At 28.1% G+C, this 18,642-nt stretch carries 18 protein-coding genes; 2 read left to right on the plus strand and 16 right to left on the minus strand.

The window, feature by feature from the left end:
* Window positions 1-60: 60 nt before the first annotated feature.
* The 15 genes from HBE96_RS21115 to HBE96_RS21185 all read right to left on the minus strand — a co-directional run bounded on the left by HBE96_RS21115 (window position 61) and on the right by HBE96_RS21185 (window position 15,720).
* Window positions 61-1,518 (minus strand): oligosaccharide flippase family protein, encoded by a 1,458-nt coding sequence (locus HBE96_RS21115; RefSeq protein ID WP_169299682.1) that lies wholly within the window; start codon window positions 1,516-1,518, stop codon window positions 61-63.
* Between the two features lie 30 nt (window positions 1,519-1,548).
* On the minus strand, window positions 1,549-2,628 hold the full coding sequence (locus HBE96_RS21120; RefSeq protein WP_169299683.1) for an EpsG family protein: 1,080 nt from the start codon (window positions 2,626-2,628) through the stop codon (window positions 1,549-1,551).
* 111 nt (window positions 2,629-2,739) lie between these two features.
* A complete protein-coding gene (locus HBE96_RS21125; RefSeq protein WP_169299684.1) occupies window positions 2,740-3,888 on the minus strand; it encodes a glycosyltransferase WbsX family protein in 1,149 nt (382 codons plus the stop codon).
* A gap of 105 nt (window positions 3,889-3,993) precedes the next feature.
* Entirely contained in the window at window positions 3,994-5,091 is a 1,098-nt protein-coding gene (locus HBE96_RS21130; RefSeq protein ID WP_169299685.1) for a glycosyltransferase family 4 protein, read from the minus strand.
* Window positions 5,092-5,129: 38 nt separating this feature from the next.
* Window positions 5,130-5,951 (minus strand): glycosyltransferase family 2 protein, encoded by an 822-nt coding sequence (locus HBE96_RS21135; RefSeq protein WP_169299686.1) that lies wholly within the window; start codon window positions 5,949-5,951, stop codon window positions 5,130-5,132.
* Between the two features lie 20 nt (window positions 5,952-5,971).
* On the minus strand, window positions 5,972-6,529 hold the full coding sequence (locus HBE96_RS21140) for an acyltransferase (RefSeq protein WP_169299687.1): 558 nt from the start codon (window positions 6,527-6,529) through the stop codon (window positions 5,972-5,974).
* A gap of 180 nt (window positions 6,530-6,709) precedes the next feature.
* On the minus strand, window positions 6,710-7,723 hold the full coding sequence (locus tag HBE96_RS21145; RefSeq protein ID WP_169299688.1) for a WaaS/CpsH family glycosyltransferase: 1,014 nt from the start codon (window positions 7,721-7,723) through the stop codon (window positions 6,710-6,712).
* Complete coding sequence (locus HBE96_RS21150; protein ID WP_206155022.1) at window positions 7,723-8,856, minus strand: NAD-dependent epimerase/dehydratase family protein; 1,134 nt, start codon at window positions 8,854-8,856, stop codon at window positions 7,723-7,725. Before HBE96_RS21150 ends, HBE96_RS21145 begins: the two co-directional genes overlap by 1 nt.
* Window positions 8,857-8,941: 85 nt before the next feature.
* Complete coding sequence (locus HBE96_RS21155; RefSeq protein ID WP_169299689.1) at window positions 8,942-9,724, minus strand: NAD-dependent epimerase/dehydratase family protein; 783 nt, start codon at window positions 9,722-9,724, stop codon at window positions 8,942-8,944.
* A 179-nt stretch (window positions 9,725-9,903) separates the two neighbouring features.
* On the minus strand, window positions 9,904-10,524 hold the full coding sequence (locus tag HBE96_RS21160) for a sugar transferase (protein ID WP_169299690.1): 621 nt from the start codon (window positions 10,522-10,524) through the stop codon (window positions 9,904-9,906).
* An 18-nt stretch (window positions 10,525-10,542) separates the two neighbouring features.
* Complete coding sequence (locus HBE96_RS21165) at window positions 10,543-12,081, minus strand: nucleoside-diphosphate sugar epimerase/dehydratase (RefSeq protein ID WP_206155023.1); 1,539 nt, start codon at window positions 12,079-12,081, stop codon at window positions 10,543-10,545.
* A gap of 361 nt (window positions 12,082-12,442) precedes the next feature.
* The gene (locus tag HBE96_RS21170) at window positions 12,443-13,165 is read right to left on the minus strand and encodes a CpsD/CapB family tyrosine-protein kinase (RefSeq protein WP_169299691.1); all 723 of its coding nucleotides are present in this window, start codon (window positions 13,163-13,165) and stop codon (window positions 12,443-12,445) included.
* 24 nt (window positions 13,166-13,189) lie between these two features.
* A complete protein-coding gene (locus HBE96_RS21175; RefSeq protein WP_169299692.1) occupies window positions 13,190-13,960 on the minus strand; it encodes a tyrosine-protein phosphatase in 771 nt (256 codons plus the stop codon).
* A 17-nt stretch (window positions 13,961-13,977) separates the two neighbouring features.
* Complete coding sequence (locus HBE96_RS21180; RefSeq protein WP_169299693.1) at window positions 13,978-14,673, minus strand: YveK family protein; 696 nt, start codon at window positions 14,671-14,673, stop codon at window positions 13,978-13,980.
* Between the two features lie 39 nt (window positions 14,674-14,712).
* On the minus strand, window positions 14,713-15,720 hold the full coding sequence (locus tag HBE96_RS21185; RefSeq protein ID WP_169299694.1) for a hypothetical protein: 1,008 nt from the start codon (window positions 15,718-15,720) through the stop codon (window positions 14,713-14,715).
* 281 nt (window positions 15,721-16,001) lie between these two features.
* On the opposite strand from HBE96_RS21185, the gene xerA reads away from it, so the two are divergent.
* Together xerA and HBE96_RS21195 are read left to right on the plus strand one after the other, a co-directional pair.
* Window positions 16,002-16,862: a site-specific tyrosine recombinase/integron integrase gene (gene xerA, locus HBE96_RS21190; RefSeq protein WP_169299695.1), complete on the plus strand. Its 861-nt coding sequence runs from the start codon at window positions 16,002-16,004 to the stop codon at window positions 16,860-16,862.
* A 15-nt stretch (window positions 16,863-16,877) separates the two neighbouring features.
* The gene (locus HBE96_RS21195; protein ID WP_169299696.1) at window positions 16,878-17,708 is read left to right on the plus strand and encodes a hypothetical protein; all 831 of its coding nucleotides are present in this window, start codon (window positions 16,878-16,880) and stop codon (window positions 17,706-17,708) included.
* 498 nt (window positions 17,709-18,206) lie between these two features.
* Here HBE96_RS21195 and HBE96_RS26800 read toward each other — a convergent pair whose 3' ends face one another.
* Entirely contained in the window at window positions 18,207-18,332 is a 126-nt protein-coding gene (locus HBE96_RS26800; protein WP_281064368.1) for a hypothetical protein, read from the minus strand.
* Window positions 18,333-18,642 lie beyond the last annotated feature (310 nt).

The following is an 18,642-nucleotide window of genomic DNA, read 5'->3' on the forward strand; positions in this document are numbered from 1 at the left end:
GTAAATTCACTTCATTTACTCTCCCTCTCAACATCCCTTTACAAACACTTTACATTATTCTTACTTACAAGATTGATAAGATTTATTTTTTAAAAATTTAAAAATAGAATATATATTTTCATTTTTTAATAAGAATAAACTTATAAAGTAAGAAATTATACTTATCATTACAATCAAAAATAGTTTTTGAATTAAATTACTATTTATTTTATTAATGAAGATAGCAATAATTACAATCTCAAAAGATGCTAAAATATATTGCCAACAATTACCCAAACATTTAATAAATTTATTCATGTAATTTAATCTGTTTAGTAAATATAAACAACATAGTAGAACAATAATTTCCGAAATCACTGTTGCTACTGCTGCCCCATTACCACCCCATTTAGGAATCATAAAATAATTTAATATACAATTAACAATGGCACCACAAAGTGTCGAGTAAAGAGAATACTTTTCCTTATCTATTGGTATAAAAATCTGGATAGCTATTATATAATTTAATCTTGAACAACAAATACCTATTGCCAATATTCTCATTTGCATGAATGCATCAATAAATCCTATTCCACTGAATAAGACAATAATATCCTTACTTAATACAAATAAACCTACAGAAATTGGTATTGCAACCATCATAATAAAATCAACTGTTTTATATATTAAATAATCATACTTATCTGTATTATTTCTGCTTATATAGTAAGATAGCCTTGGAAGCAATACTGTACTTATAGACGAAATTAATGTTACCAGAGCTAAATTGATTTTAGTAGCGGCAGTATACAATCCAACCTCTCTAGCACTTTTAAGCATTCCAAGTATAGTTACATCTAAGTTAACATATATGGTAGATGCAATTGTTACACTAAACATAATTAAAATAGGTTTTATGTGTCTTTTAATATTACTTATACTTTTTAATGAAAAAGTAACAAACTTTCTAGCATATCCGAAATCAAGAATATTAGATCCAACATTTGAAAAAATAATTAAGCCCGCATATATCATATAATCATTTTTACTTTTCACAAAAACAAATAATAATATTAGGGAAATAACTTGAAATATTAATGATCTCATAATTATATAAAAATATTTTTCAAATACATTAAAAATCCACGAAACCCCTATAGTAGTAAATATTATTGAAATGCTATAAAAATATATTAAATTCTTATATTTATTGAAGTCAAAAGTATTTAAAACTACTACTAAACATAAGTATGATATAAAAGTAAAAATAAAATTTAAAGATAGCAATTCACTATATACTGAGTTTAATTTACTTTTATCATCCTTAACTTTAGCACATTCTCGTATAGCATATGTAGGTATTCCTAAAGAAGCTAGCAATATAAAATAGCTTATAAAGGTATTTGCAAAATTTATTCTACCAATTTCTGTAGGACCTAAAATCCTTGATGCATATGGAAATGTTATAATAGGGAACAAAATTTTCAGCGTTGTATAAACAATATTCAATATTGAATTAAATTTTATAGTTTTTTTCATAATAAATCCTCTATATTTAAAACCTTTAGTTTATTTAAAATATAAATTTTTAGTTAAAACAGGTATTAATATTTCATTACTGCGTATATATAAATCAAATATTGCCCAACACAAGATAGACCCCAACAAAATGAAATTAAGCTTTATTTTTTTTAAGCTTCCTTTCTTATATGCTTGATTTATCATGGAACATGCACAAATACAAAGTAAACATAAGTTCCTAGATAATCTATAAAATGTTATGGACCTCATGTATAGTGGAAAAAATATGAAGCTGACTATATATATATAATAAACAGTATTCACAATGTTTGTTTTCTTATCATTCTCTAATTTGTCACTTAATCTTTTACAATAATATATTGCAGAGAAACTTACTAAATGGAGAGCCCACGGAATTAAGAACCCTAGATTTACTTTGTTACTCAAATAAATACTTGCTTTTTCATCATTCAACCTATTTATAACACTATCTATAAAAGGTATATTATTCTTATTTAAAAATATAAAAATGCACATAATAATTATAACATGAGGAATATATTTCAAAATCTTTTCTTTGTCTGGTAAAACCACTACTAGTAATATTATATAGATAATAAACGAAGCATGAAATGCTGTTGCTAAAAATACACAAGCTGTATACTTTAATATGTAGTCCTTTCCCTTATCAACTAAAAAATGTACTCCAAATATAAAAATACACAATGCAATGGTATTCCTTATTTGTTCAACATCCATAAAAAACGAGTGTATTAAATAAAAAAATAATACATAATTAACATTTACTCTAAACTTAATAATTGAAATAATAAAAATAGGGTAAATAATAATTGCTAACAAAATTTTAAAACTAAAAAAATCCATTCCTCTATCTTGCATAAAAATCATTAAGTAATAAAATAATTTATCTATTTTTGAGTTATCTAGTATCACCTGTATGTTTGAAAACATACTAAGATAATTATTAATATCACCTGACTCATAATTACCAGCAAAAAATAATCCAATAATAGCAAAACTTATAATAGCTATAAGTTTTGAAGGCTTCTTTTTAAATAATAATATTCCATTTGCAATTAGTGTACTAAAGTACAATATATATCCCATAACATTCTAGTGAATATTTCTTCACTATCCTCCTCTTTAAATCAAGCTTTACTTTTATAGTATGTTTTATTATTTAAGTTTAATTATGCGTATATTCTATCTTTTACATCATCAAGTGAGCTCATTATTTTCAGTTAATGCATCCTTTATAGCCTCTAGATATTTATACTGATATTTCTTATCTGGCTCAAGATATCCGCCTTCAGCCCATTCATTCCATGCAAAAATAAACATCATATCTTTTTTATAGTTAACTTTAGCATTTAAAATTTGTTTCGTTAAATAATACTTAAATTTTTCAGGAGTGCTATTAGTGCATACTGTTGCATTTTTTCCTCTCCTAGGTGTATTATCCCAACCAACAAACATTCCTGGTATAGATTTTTCACTTTTAGGTTTCCTATTAATAATTGCATCACATAACTGATCATAATCTTCAATTTTTAGTTGATTTTTGGTAAGTCTTGCTGTAATATTTACATTTAACTTTCTATCTACTAATGTCACTAAATTTCTTATTTTAGTTCTCATCTTAAATGTTAACAGTTTTAATCTATTAGATTGATTATTTTGTAAGTCAAATCGTGCATACCCTGGCTGATATTCAATGTCATACTTAAACCTTGAATCATCCATTTCTTTTTGTAACGAAAATGATATCTGTTGATATGCAAAATCAATTCCATTAAATCCATTTTCTATAGCTAACTCATTCCAATAATCTAACATATCATTTAAATTTTCAATTAATTCAGGTCTATATATAACTAACAATGGTTTTCCACTATTACTTATATAATTTTTATCTTTAAAAAAAGTTAAAAAATAATCAAAGTGATTTTTCCATTCATCTTTCTCACCATATGTTTGCTTAATAAGTGTTTTAACGTCTCCAGTAGCTATCCAAGCATTGGTCCAACTTTCATTAGCCCAACAAATACAATATGGCATATTCAATTCAGGATTATCTCTGAATTTTTCTAAAGGTTTTTCCAATAACTTATGACCTTCAAACCAATAATGATAAATACAAAACCCGTATATACCATATTCTTTTGCAATCTCTGTTTGCCATTTCAATACATTATCATCCATCAAGCAATAATAATTATTATTTAATGGTATTCTAGGTTGATAGTGTCCTTCGAAGAGTGATTTTGCTTGTTTTACATTTACCCATTCTGTGAAACCTTTTCCCCACCATTCATCATTCTCAGGTATTGAATGAAACTGTGGCAGATAAAATGCAATTATTTTCATTATTTCCTCCTTTTGTATTAAGCATATATTATAATAATATTTTCTATTTCAAATCTTTACTTTATTAATTATTGTTAGAGCTAAAACAATTAATAAGTTATTTAGTTACAATTTACCTCTAAACAAATCCACCCATGCTTGTACAATAGAATCGTTATCCCAATTTTTAGCCTTTTCATAGGCCTTTTCACCCATAGTTTTTCTTAGTCCATAATTCTTAATAAGCACTTGAAGTTTTTCTACAAACTCATCAACATTATTATTTTCAATTAAAAATCCATTTTCATTATTTGTAATCAAGTCCCTTGGTCCACTTGGACAGTCAAATGATATACAAGGAACCCCAAAAGACATAGCTTCTAAAAGGACCATCCCAAATCCTTCATTTCTAGATGTAAATGCAAAAATTGATGCATTTTTAAAATATTCCGCTATATTTTCTGTGGGTTTTATAAATTGAACATTGTTATTCATACTATTTTTATTAACATAATTCCTTAAGTTTGATTCCTCTTCACCTTTACCAACAATCTGTAATATCCAATCAAATTCATCATTTTTCTTCAAAATTTCCTTCCATATTTGTATCAATTTCAGTTGTTGCTTATCTGATGTCAATCGTCCAACATTCAATACAATCTTATTCTTAAGTATACTTCGTTCACTTACATCTGTGAAAGTTGATAAATGTGGAATATATACAGCTGAATATCCGTATTTTAAATATATTTCAGTGTCCATTGTAGTTGGAACTGTAATCTTATATGCTCTTGGATAAACATACTTCTTTAATTTCATATAAATAGAATTGTATCCATAAAAAGATCCATGTTCACTTATAACAAGGTTTTTACTGTATTGGCTACCTTGTATTAAAACTTCTAAAGAATTTATTATATTTGAAGTATAAATAAAATCAGGATTTTCTTTCTTTAAAAACTTTTTAAGCTTATGATGGGATTGAATAACGCTTTTTAAAAAGCCCCAACCCCTTAAAAATCTATTTGAATAATTTATTTTCAAAGGACAATAAAGACTACAATACTTAACCCTTTTATCCAAAGAATAAAAACTATTTTTATTATCTTTTACAAGTAATACAATATTAAAATGATTAATCCATTGGTTCGATAAATTTGCTATTACTCTTTCAATTCCTCCACTAGGATTCATTGAATCAACGTAAATTAATATTTTCTTCATGAAAACTTTCCTCTCAAATTTTCTACTCAAAACAATGTTTATTTCTTATACATAAACCTAGTAATCAAAATTCTTCTAATATATTTCATCCAATAAAACACTCTAAGAAATATATAAAATGTTCTACTAATTATTGAATCACTTTTTAACTCATTAATATTTTTTATATTACCTTCATACATTTTTTTTAAATTGGCAGATAACCCACTAAATCCGAATCCTGGCTTACCACCGCCATAATAAACCATCTGTATAGGTAAGTGATAATAATTATAGTTGGCACATATTTTTAAAAAGTAGTTAACGTCTTCGGCATAACTTTGTTTTTCATCATATCCACCAATTTCTTCAAATATACTTCTCTTAAAAATTGCTGTAGATGTTTGTGGAAATACTTTTAAGCACAGGTCTTCTATATTAGCTTTATATAAGCCGTGAATTCGCTTCCATAATATCTTAAGTCCTCTATCATCAATATCCCCACCTAAAAAGTCTATTTCATGATGATCTTTTATAGTTTTCATCTGTATCTCAATTTTACTTGGTAACCACTCATCATCAGAATCAAGAAGAGCTATCCAATCACCTTTAGCTGACTTCATACCTATGTTACGTGCACTTGAAACCCCACCATTAGGTGTACTAATAATACTAATTAGCATATTGGGGTTATCTCTAATATATTTTTTAACTAAATTTGCAGAGTTGTCTGTTGAACCATCGTTAATAACTATTATTTCAGTTATATAATCAAAAGTAGTTTGATTTTTTATAGAATTTAAAGTTCTAATAATTGTATTTTCACTGTTATACATAGGAATTATAACGGATATTTTATTTAATTCTAATTCTTTGGACATATAGCTTTCTCCAATCACATTCAAATCTTTTCCCAAGTGCCAGTAGCAGTATTATATCTTTTTACTACTTTTGCAGGAGCACCTACTATAACACAATAGTCAGGAAATTCACCACGTACCACTGAATTTGCACCAACAATACACTGTTTTCCAAGAATAGTACCTGCTTGTATTGCTGCACCATATCCAATAAAACAATTTTCACCAATTTTAGTCTCCTTAGTCAAAAAATCTTGCTCCAAAATATGAACACCTATTTGCTTATAATCATGGTCAATATTAGTTATAAAAGCATTTCCCAAAATCGTTGTGTCCTTACCAATAACCAGTTCTGAGTTACTTGAAGTAATATGAAAATTCTGTCCTATGGATACATTATCTTTAATAACAATACTACCTGACACTCCATGTGTTTCTATTCTAACTCCAGGATAAATTCTTACTTTATTTCCTATTTTAACTCTTTTTGTACCTTGTAAATATACAGGTTTCCCTATATATGAAAAGTTTCCAATTCTTTTAAAACGAACCTTATAAATAATCGCTCTAATAGCCCAAAAATATTTTACTATATTCATTTAAAGATCCCTTTCCAACAACTTCTCTTAGTTATTATAAAATCCAATTAAATTCCCAACGATAAAAAATAGTTCTTAAATCACCCTTATACATTTATAAAATAATTTCATACAAAATCAAATCATATGTCACTAAAGTAAATTCAGATGCTGCATATTGATTTTGCATATATTATCTTCTCACTCAATTGCATATAAGATATCCTCTATCCATGCTGTTATTGAATATTTATCATATATACTAGTATCTATTGGTACATATTTTGTTGAAAGAAAACCCTCTGGAATATTGATATTCTTTCTATCTATAACCAGAATATTATTAGGATTATAAAAATTATATTCTTTGATTTCTGCATTTGTAGTAATCAGCTTTTTATTCATTCCTATCATTTCTATTGTTCTCATAGTGAGTCCAGTTTGTTTAGGGTGCTGGATATCAAGTATCACTCTTGATTCGTCAACCACATCCGATATTTCTCGACTACTAGCCTTAACAAATGAAAAATTTGTTTTCTTTGCATATTGGAATTCATGCTTTACAACCTTATAAAAATAATATATAAACTTACTTTGCAAGTAGCAAAAACTATAAAAACTAAGCTTTCTTTTCTTACAAATTTTAGTAACTTCTCTTATAATTCCAAACCTATCTGAATGAATTGTTCCACAGAAACTAATATCATATTTATACTTATTATCTGTTCTAAGTTCCTTTTTAAAATCATCTATATAAAATAATGATCTAAATTTCATTTCAGGATACTTTAATGTATCCTGTCTGTCAAATGATAAAATACGATCAAAATATTTAAATTTTTTATTAACACCTTTAATGTTTTTTACTGAATCATATAAATACAAACAAAAAATTGCATTTGGAAATACAACATGAAACTTTTCAAGTATTTCTTCTGTCAGCATGTCACACTTAATTACAAAAATATAATCATATTTATTATTCTTACACTCTTTTAAAATTTCATTATAATATCCAAATGTCTTCTTATTGAATACACTTGGCACAATTTTTAAAAGAGCCCTATCGAATGCCTTAGTAACTGACCTCTCATCATAAAAATCTACTATAGCACCCAACTGTTCCATTTTATCTTTTATTTTATTTTCATATCCAAAAAATGATGGTGCTAAAAAAAGTATTCTTTTGCCCTTAATTGAATGTACGTCTTCCATTACTTATATAATCCCTTTTTCTTCATTTCTTCAATAGATGCCTCATAGTTATCTACTTCTACTTCTTGCTGTTCTACCCAATCAACAAAATTTGAAATTCCTTGTTTAAAAGATACCTTTGGCTCATATCCTAACAACTCATGAATCAACTTCAAATCCCCAAGATTATGCCTGATATCTCCTAGCCTATAGTTACCAGATACATTAATTTCAATATTGGCTCCATACTTTTCCTTTAATGTATTTGCTACAGTTAAAACATCAATCTTTTCACCAGAACCAACATTAAATGTATGATAATTAGCAGCTTCCTTTTCTATACCTAATATGACTGCATCTGTAATATCATCAATATAAACAAAATCTCTAGTCTCTAATCCATCCTCAAAAATATTTATGTCATTACCATTTTTTATTCTTGTTGAAAAAATTGACAATATCCCTGTATATGGATTTTTCAATGATTGTCCAGGACCATATACATTTTGGAAACGATATGCTACAACTGGAATACCAATAGACTTTCCAACAACCATACACAATTGTTCTTGAGCCTGCTTGGTAAAACCATACACAGAAGTAGGATGTAATTCCGATAATTCATCTGTTGGTAACATCTTAACTGTTTTGCCACAGATAGGACATTTTACCTCAAAATCTCCTTTTACCATATCTTCATCTATTCTTGATGTCGGATATACTATTCCATGTTCTTCACATTTAAATTTTCCTTCACCATACACAGCACGCGATGCAGCAACAATAATCTTTTTAACATGGTGTTCTTCGTTTGTAAGAATTTCTAGAAGTTTAGCAGTTCCCCCAATATTAGTTGCAACATATTTATCTATTTCATACATGGATTGTCCAGTGCCAGTTTCAGCTGCCAAATGAATGACAGCATCAATATTAATCAAGGCTTTTCTCCAATCATTAATCTTACCAACATCACCTTTTATGAAATTCACTTTTCCCTTAATTGTATTATATGTATATGAATTATCAGGATTTTCACTATGAATCTGTGGGCTTAAATTATCTAGTATTGTTACTTCATATCCTTTATCGATAAGTTTCAATGCTAAATTACTACCTATAAATCCAGCACCACCAGTTATTAATACGTTTGACATAATTATTCTCCTCTACTATCTGATTTGAAACATTTTGTTTTCTATATTAAAAATAATTTTTTAAAAGCCACAAAACTCAGCAGCTTTAATCTTTATCTTTCTCATACATCAAGTCCCCAAATACCTTATTAACCGTACTAACCTTCAGTACTCTTAATAACGGATTGAACAACTTGGTCATGTATATCTTCTTACCATGTGCCTCAGCTATCTCTTTAACCATATCTGAAGTACAAACATACTCTTCATTCTGTGGTAAAAATAATCCGTTGCTCTCATCATCAATAATCTGCTTTACAAATTCACATAAATTATCTATATAAATCATACTTCGCTTATTTTTTATATCTGGAAAAATAGGCGATTTTAATGCAAATTTTTCCAATCTAACATAGTTACCTTTGCATCCTTTACCGTAAATCATAGGTGGTCTTAAAACTGCAATATTAAAAGTAGAATCTTGAAGTGGTGTTATTAACTCTTCCGCTTGAAGTTTAGACTTTCCGTAATTACTCTTTGGTGCAGGAACCGTATTTTTACTTATAACACCAGTTTCCATTCCATATACACTCATGGAACTTAAAAATATGAATTGCTTAACTCCTTCTGATTTTGCTTTCTTAGTAACTTCATATACTAAATCTCTATTAACTTTATAATAAAGTTCTGCATTTTCTTTGGTTTCTTTTATGTGAGCAATCCCCGCAACGTGAAACACCACATCAAACCTAGAAAAATCCTTTGTCTTCCAAGTGCCATCTATCATATCCACAGTATCAACTGTATATTCGTCAGACCACTGCTTAACATAATTTTCAAAGCTTGTCCCTATATAACTATTAGCGCCAGTAATAAGTATCTTCTTCATCTAGTTCTCATCTACTTTCATCTAATTCTTACCGCATACTCACCTTCAAACTTCTATGAATCCGAAACACCCCAAGTCTGCTTAAAATTTTGTAAACTAATTCAATACTAAGTTCCACTATTCTTCATTCATAAAACTAGGATTTAACCTGGCTCTATCTTTTCAACAATTTACTTTTATTAACCTGATATTGTTTGTTTTTTCTGTTCCTCTGCAGCAGTATTTTTTTTGCTAGAAGCACCTTCTATAATTCCATCAGCCCTAAGAACCTTAAACACAGTTCTTATCAATATCTTTATATCAAAAGCCAAAGATCTGTGGTCTAGATAATATTTATCATATGAAGTTTTTCCAGCATCATTAAGCATATCTCTTCCATTAACTTGAGCCCAGCCTGTAAGTCCTGGTAGTATTTTATGTACTCCAGCCTTAGTTCTTAATTCTTTCAGTTCATACTGATTATACAAAGCTGGTCTTGGACCAATAAAAGCCATATCACCTTTAAAAATATTAATTAACTGTGGTAGCTCGTCCAAACTTGTTTTTCTCAAAATCTTTCCAAAAGATGTTATATAATTTTGAGAATGTTTAAGCTCCTCCGTTGCTACATTAGGTGTTCCAACTGCCATGGTTCTAAATTTATAAAACTTAAATAACTTATTGTTTTTTTCAATTCTCATTTGAGTAAAAAATACAGGTCCTTTTGAATCTATCTTTATAATAATTGCTATAAGGAATAATATTGGTGATAATAATATTAATAGAATCAAACTAATTAACATATCAAAATACCTTCTCATAAAATATCCCTCCTATCCTTAAACACATTTAGATATAGCTGCTTCTGACTCAAACCTCTTATAAGTAGGTACTAATTCTTCAAGTTTGCTAATAATTTTTTCTCTATCATCTTCATCAAGAATAGTATTAAATTCATTAATTTTAATCATTAAAGTATCAAAATCATGAAAAGTAGGCTTCCCAACAAATATTTTATTATGTAGAGTTTGGTTCAAACCTTCTTCTTCTGTTAAAACTTCCTCATAAAGTTTTTCTCCAGGTCTAAGCCCAATAATTTCTATCTTAATATCTTTATTAGGTTCATATCCCATTAATCTTATTAAATAACAAGCTAAATCATATATTTTAACTGGACTTTCCATATCCAGTACAAATATTTCTCCACCTTTAGCATATGCTCCTGCTTGTAGCACTAACTGAGCTGCTTCTGGTATAGTCATGAAAAATCTATTAATTTCCTTATGGGTTACAGTAACTGGGCCCCCATTTTTAATTTGGTCTATAAATACTGGTATCACAGACCCATTACTTCCCAAAACATTACCAAATCTTACTGCAACAAATTGGGTTGAACTTCTCTTGTTCATAGATTGAATAATCATCTCACATACTCTTTTTGTTGCCCCCATAATGTTAGTAGGATTTACAGCTTTATCTGTTGAAATCATAACAAATCTTTTAACTTTGTATTTATCAGAACAAAGGACTACATTTAATGTACCAAATACATTATTTTTTATAGCCTCACTTGGATTTTCTTCCATGAGTGGTACATGTTTGTGAGCTGCTGCATGAAATACAATATCTGGCTTATACTTATTGAAAATTAAATTCAATCTTTTCTTATCTCTAACTGAAGCAATAACATATTTTATATCTATACATACACCTTGTCTATTAAATTCCTGTTGTAAAACATAGGCATTATTTTCATATTCATCAAGTACTATTAGTTCTTTAGGATTAAACTTTATAATCTGTCTGCATAGTTCAGATCCTATAGAACCACCTCCACCTGTTACCATAACAGTTCTTGCATTAATGTAATGACTAATTCCTTCCATATCAAGCTTAACAGGGTCTCTTCCTAATAAATCTTCAAAATCAACTTCTCTTAACTTATTTTTATCATTACTAGCATATTCTTTAATCTTTACATTCAAATACTTTTTAATTATTATAAATGACATTCTAAATGCGCTAACTAATAAAATACTAAGTATACTTCCTAAAATGTTAACACTTAAAATAAGCTCCTGACCTAAAGTAAATCCATAAATAATTCCTAACAAATTTGCTACAATGCAAGCACTTATACCTAACCCAGCCTCATCAATAGTAATATGTTTCCATAACTTTTTATAAAGCCTAAATGAACAAAATACTACTAAATAAATACCTGTGATTATTATTACATCATTCTTAAACCTTAATAATTCATAGGAATGTATATCAAAATTAGATTTAAGGAAATATATTAACGCATAAGAAAAATTTATCAGTATAATATCTATAATCATTAATATATATTTCCTTGCATTTTTCAAACTGTCCATATCATCCCTCTTCCTATATGTATCTTTATACAAACTTTAACAATAATCTAAATAAACTATGTACTTTTCTAATAATCAACTACTCATATTCAATTACATTGAGTAATTTAGTAAATTTATTAATGCTTGTACAATTATAATTTTTGTAATTTAAAGCTTTTTCCCCACTTAAAACCACTTTACCGATTATTTTCATTCCCTCGTAAACATTATAATTCCAAAGCTACAAACATTCAACCTGATTATACATAAAAATGCATAATTTACACTCAAAATTTAAGAATCATAAAAATTCCTACTCAAAAAGGTCTTTTATGATTCTAACTTAAAGAACACATAAGATTATTATGTGTTCTTTATTCTAATTTTCCTTCTTTTTCTTCTTTTTCTTTATTCTTTCACCATCAGCACCATAGTAATAATGGTAATAATATCCATAATACCCTTTTTCATGAATTTCCAACTTGTTTAATACTACTCCTAATATTTTAGCATCTACTTTTTCTAAAAGCTGTTTTGCCTTTATTGCTGCTGCTCTTTCTGCTTGAGATGCTGCTATTACAAGTAGACATCCATCTGCATGTCTAGATAAAAGCTGAGCATCTGTTACCGCTATTATAGGTGGAGTATCTAATACTATGTAATCATATTTTTCTCTTAAAAGATCTAAAAAACTCTTCATCTTAGAAGATGCTAAAAGTTCTGCTGGATTTGGTGGCCTTGTACCTGACGTAAGTAAACTTAAGTTTGGTACTTCTGTATTCTGTACTGCTTCTTCAAATTTAGCTTTTCCTGCAAGTAAATCAGAGAGTCCCAAATTATTGGATGTTTTAAACAATTTATGTAATTTAGGTTTTCTTTGATCACAATCAATTAATATAGTTTTACTGCCTGACTCTGACATTACCACTGCTAAGTTAGAAGAAGTAGTTGATTTTCCTTCACTTGGTCCTGAACTAGTTATAACTATAGTTTGAACTTTAGTATCGAAGGAAGAAAATTGAATATTTGTTCTAAGAGTTCTATAAGCTTCCGAAATGGGGCTTTTAGAATCTTCTACTGTTATCAAATTTGGATTTTCCATTGTTGTTTTCACTCCAATTTTTCTTTATTTTCTTTTCAAAAAGGAAAATATGCTCTTTTTCTCTTTTACCTTTTCTGCACAGCTGTTAATACTGTCATTGCTTAAAATTTTTTCAGCATTTTTAGTAACTTTATCTTTAAGCCCAGCTCTTAGCTTGTCTCCTTGAATTATTGCTTCCTCTATCTTAGGACTTCTTCTCCCTGTAGAATGTGCATCAGAAGCTATAAAATCGCATATATTGTGTTCTATTAAAGTATGAGACAATTTTTGAGCTTCTTTTCCAAATAAGCCCTTTACACTACCGCTATTTAATTGAAAAAGATGTTTTTCTTCTATAAACTCATTTATTAAAGAAGGTTTTTTCATAAAATACAGATACCTTTCTGGATGAGCAATTATAGGCACTGCACCTGATATTTTAAGTTCATATAACATATCTAATGCTTGTTTTGGCATAGTTTCCATTGGGAATTCTACCAATACATATTTTGAATTATTTAGTCCCTTTATGGCACCATCCTTATACAATTCTAAGGTATGATTATCCAAAAAAACTTCTTGCCCGGGAAATATCTCTACGTTTATACTAATTTCTACTATTTTCTTCTTTAAATCTTCTATGTGTTTACAAACATCTTCATATTTATTCTCATAGTACCCTCTGTAAAAATGAGGAGTTGCTATTATCTTTTTTATACCATTATCCTCTGCAATTTTAAGCATTTTTATAGAATAATCCATATCTTTAGAACCATCATCAATACCAGGCAATATATGAGTATGTATATCTATCATTTATACTCTCACCTCTATTATCTATCTTCTAAAGAAGTATATTTTGGTATTATTCCTATAACAGGAATATCAAGATACTTCTCTATGTCATCTTCAGATTTTATAGTACTATCCATATACTCAAGTACAAAACTTAAACCAACTGATACCACAAGACCTAAAAAGAAAGCTATAGCTAGATTTAGTGCTTTTTTAGGCTTTACAGGAGCTTCTGGAAATTTTGGTTCATCCATAATTTGAATATCGCCACCAGTTGGAAAAACCTTTTTAGATTCATCTATAAAAGTTGATGACACAGCTTTTACTATACTTACCGCTTCCTTAGCATCTTTATTTTGAGCTTTAATTTCAAGTATTTGAGTTCCTTGTTGTGTTGTTATTTTTATCATTTTTTTTAGTTTTTCTGGTTTTATTGAACCATTTAACTTATCTGCAGATTTTTCTGCTACTCTATTAGACTGTGCTATTTGGGCATATGTCTTAACAAGATTTTGATACATCATAACATCATTATACTGAGTATTGTTCTTTTCACTTGCTTGAGGTTTTCCTACTATTATAGTTGCTCCAGCTTCATATGTAGGTTTTATTACAAAAAAACTTAATATTCCAGAAACTAAAGTACATCCCAAAGTTATAAGCAATATTAATTTAATTCTTTTTCTTACTATGTAAAAAAAGTCCCTCAAATCTAACGTCATTTCTTCTTCCATAAAATATAACTCCTCCTTGTGTATACTTATATTATAAAATTATTTTCCTAATATATTGTTTACTATATTTATGTCACTGCCATCTATATTTGAAAAAACTGCTGCTTTTACCTCAGCTTTCTCCTGTGGGGATAAATTATTATACTGAGCTCTTATACTACCAGAATAATTTGATGGATTTGCATTTGGATTACCCTTCATATCATTTGCAGCAGATATTATTCCAGATATTACTGATTTTTGTGATGATGTACTTACAGATCCTTCTGCATTACTTAATGATGAACTTATTCTATTTAATGCTGCATCCATTTCTCCTGTATTTTTAGCACTTCCACTAGTTTTAGGATCTGAACTAGCTTGGCTATTTTTATTGCTTGAATTAGATTCATTTTGTGCAGCTTTATTTTTAAGTTGTTCCTTTAATGCAGAATTACTTTCCATTGATTTAAGTTTTGTCTCTAAATCATCTGCAACCTTTTCTGCCCCAATACAAAGTTCTTTATTATTAATTTCTAAAGATTTAATTTTTATTGGCAAAGTAGTACTATCCACTATAATTTCATTATCCTTAACCATTATAGTTTTCTTAGCATAATTTGCAAGCTTATTCATAACCATGCTTTCAGGTAAAGTAATTTTTCCAACCTTAAAATATGATGGCTTGTATATAACTTTATTTTCCTTATAACTAAGACTACCTTCTGAAGATAGCAAAATATTTATTCCTTTATAGCTAGAAGGAATATAGAACTTTACACTGTTATCTAAAACTTCTCCATGAATTTCCTTTATAACTATCCCTTTTACGTTTTTCTTTTCCTTAAAGTACATACTTATTATTTGATTTAATTCATCATTATTAATTTTAAGTATGCTGCCTTCTTTTCTAGATTTTTGTATTTTATCAACTAATGGTGCCGACATTTTAACCGCAGAAACATTATAGGACGAATTAAATAAAAGTAATTTTAAAAATATGCCTAGGCCTATTATTAATATTACTAATATACCTATAACTACCTTTAGATATTTATTCTTTTTCATATTAATCGTGGTTATCTCCTTAATAAATTCAATTTAATGTTCAATATGACAATATTGCCATACTATTCTATTCTAACATTTTTTATTGTTAAGGTAAATATATAATAATTTACAATACAGTTGAATAATATATCTAATTAAGTAAAAAATATTATAAAAACATTATAAGTAACATGAAAAATGTTATTTGGATAATTGACAAAATTATTCCTCAAAGTTATTATATTTTTATGCGCTAATATTTGACATATTTTTTAACTTCATTGTAAAGGAGGTACGTTATGCTGCTAAATGATGCAATAAATAAATTTACTTATCATCTTACTATAACAAATAAGAGCAAAGAAACCATAAAATCTTATACTTCAGATTTAACAGCCTTTGAACACTTTCTAGAATGGAAATATAATTGTGCTGTTTATTTAAGTGATGTAACAATGGTGGATATAGATGATTATTTGTACGAACTAAAGAAAAAAAAGCTATCTTCTGCAAGTAGAAGCAGACAAATTTATACTTTTCGTTCTTTTTGGAGTTATTTGTACAAAAATAAGTTTTGTGAGTGGAATATAGCTATGTCAATAGAACCTATAAAAATTCAACGAACTGAAAGAACTTTCCTTTCATCAGAAGAAGCACATGCTCTTATAAATGCAATTGAACATCCATTAATTAAAACTGTTGTACAAACACTTTTTTACACTGGTCTAAGAATTAGTGAATGTTTAAATTTAAAAGTAAAAGATGTGGATATTGAAAATAAAGTTATCCACATAATAAACGGTAAGGGTTCAAAAAACAGAGATATACCTATTAATGTAAACTTATTATCAATACTTAAAAACTATGTAGAAACATATAAGTGTTCTATAAAAAGCAATTATTTTTTTGCTACAGAAAAGTCTGGAAGTTTAAGTGCACCTTACGTAAATAGAGTTTTAAATGATACTGCACACACACTTGGATGGAAAAAACATGTAAGTGCTCATATACTTAGACACAGCTTTGCATCTAATCTAATAAAAAATGGAGTTAATCTTGTTTACGTGCAAAAACTTTTAGGACACTCAAATTTAAAGGTTACATCTATATATACCCATGCTAATATGGATGACTTAAACAAATGTATAAATGTTTTATAACAGGGAGTGAAATTAATGGAAAACTATTATAATGGAATAACAGAATCTGCTGCCGCTTTAAGTAATGCTGAAAAAACTGAATATGACGATGAGTATATATTAAAATGTCTTATGGAAGGTATAACAAGAGAAGATTTAGCTGTTAAACTTAATCATAAAAATTATAGGACTTTAGATATGTATATGAGAAGAAGAGGTTATTTTTGGGACTCTGAAAGACAAATTTATGCAAAAAAAATTAATTCTAACACAAATATAAACTACGAACCTGAAAACTTCGGAAAAGCAGAAAAAATAATTTCTCTTTTTAACGCTGGATTTGAGCCTTTAGACATAGCCAAAAAAGTAGGCATGGCTGATCATAGGGCTATGGCTGCATATATGAAATCAAAAGGATATACCTGGTCCCATGAAAAACATAACTATATATTTTTCAAAGGTGAACTTACTCCTAGAGAAGGTATACAATTTAAAGAAACTTTAGAAGATTGCCATTCGTTAGGAAATTCACATTCATTAGAAAATTCTACTGAAGCTAAAACTTCAACACAAAATGAACTAGAAAAGTTAGAAACTCTGCTTCCTATGCTTGAAATGATAAGCAAAAATAAAGAAAAGTTAGCAGAACTTTTATGCACAAATTCAAAATCCACTCTTCCAAGATATTCAGTGGGAGGTATTACAATAACTAAATCATTATGTATGTCCCATTCTCTTTCACAACTTGTTAAAGAATTTAGTAAAGAAAAAAACATAAGTCAAAGAGAAATATTTGAAATATCCATAATAGAATTTTTAAAAAAATATGGTTATGAAAATGAAATTAACGCCTTATTTTCATCATAAAATAATTTACATACTTTTTTTGTATAAAATGCTATATACTTTATAGCATTTTCATTTTTGGTGAGTTACTTGCTTTTTATAATATTTTTTCTTTTAATATTTATTTTTTATTTATTTTTATAATGAAACAATATTTTTATCTTATTAAATATTTAATAAATATTTATCAATGCAAGAATTTCAATTTATTAATATAATATATAACTAACAAATGTTCGCAATATTCAAATGGCATAGTACAAGCTATACTGCCATTTTCTTGTTGTAAAAATATGGTTTAAAAATTGGAAATATAAGTGCTATTAACGCAACAACAATTCAAGTAACATTATCAGATACTCCAGCAACAGCACCAGTAATCGGTGACTTTGCAGTAACATCAGCAATTAACGGTGGTAGCCAAGCTACTGTTGCTCCAACAGCTATAAGTACTACTGGAAAAGTAGTAACTTTAACATTACCAACTGTAAACCCTACTAATGTAGATCAAAGTATCGTTTATAGTATATCATATAAAGGTGGACAAGGCAATACTTGCCAACCAGTAGTTGTTAACGCAGCTTCACTATCTGTTGAGTCTGTAAGTGCTGTTAATGCTAAAGCTTTAAAGGTAACATTTAGCAAAGCACCAGCTGATACAAGTAAAGTTACATTTGATGTTAAAAGAGGAACAACTTCAGTAGTATTACCTGCAACATGGAACGATGCTAAAACTGAAGCTACTTTAACATCTTCAACTAACTTAGTTGCTGGTGATTATTCAGTAACAGTTGCTGGTGATACTTTTGCAGCTGGAAAGAATGCTGGAACTGCAACTGTAGAAGCACAAAAAGTAGGTAAAATTGAATTCACAGGAACAACTTTAGCTAAAACAGCTAACGATAAGGGAACAATAGGATTTAAAGTATATGATCAATATAATACAGACATAACA

Source organism: Clostridium muellerianum (genome assembly GCF_012926525.1).
GTDB classification, from domain to species: Bacteria; Bacillota; Clostridia; order Clostridiales; family Clostridiaceae; genus Clostridium_AM; species Clostridium_AM muellerianum.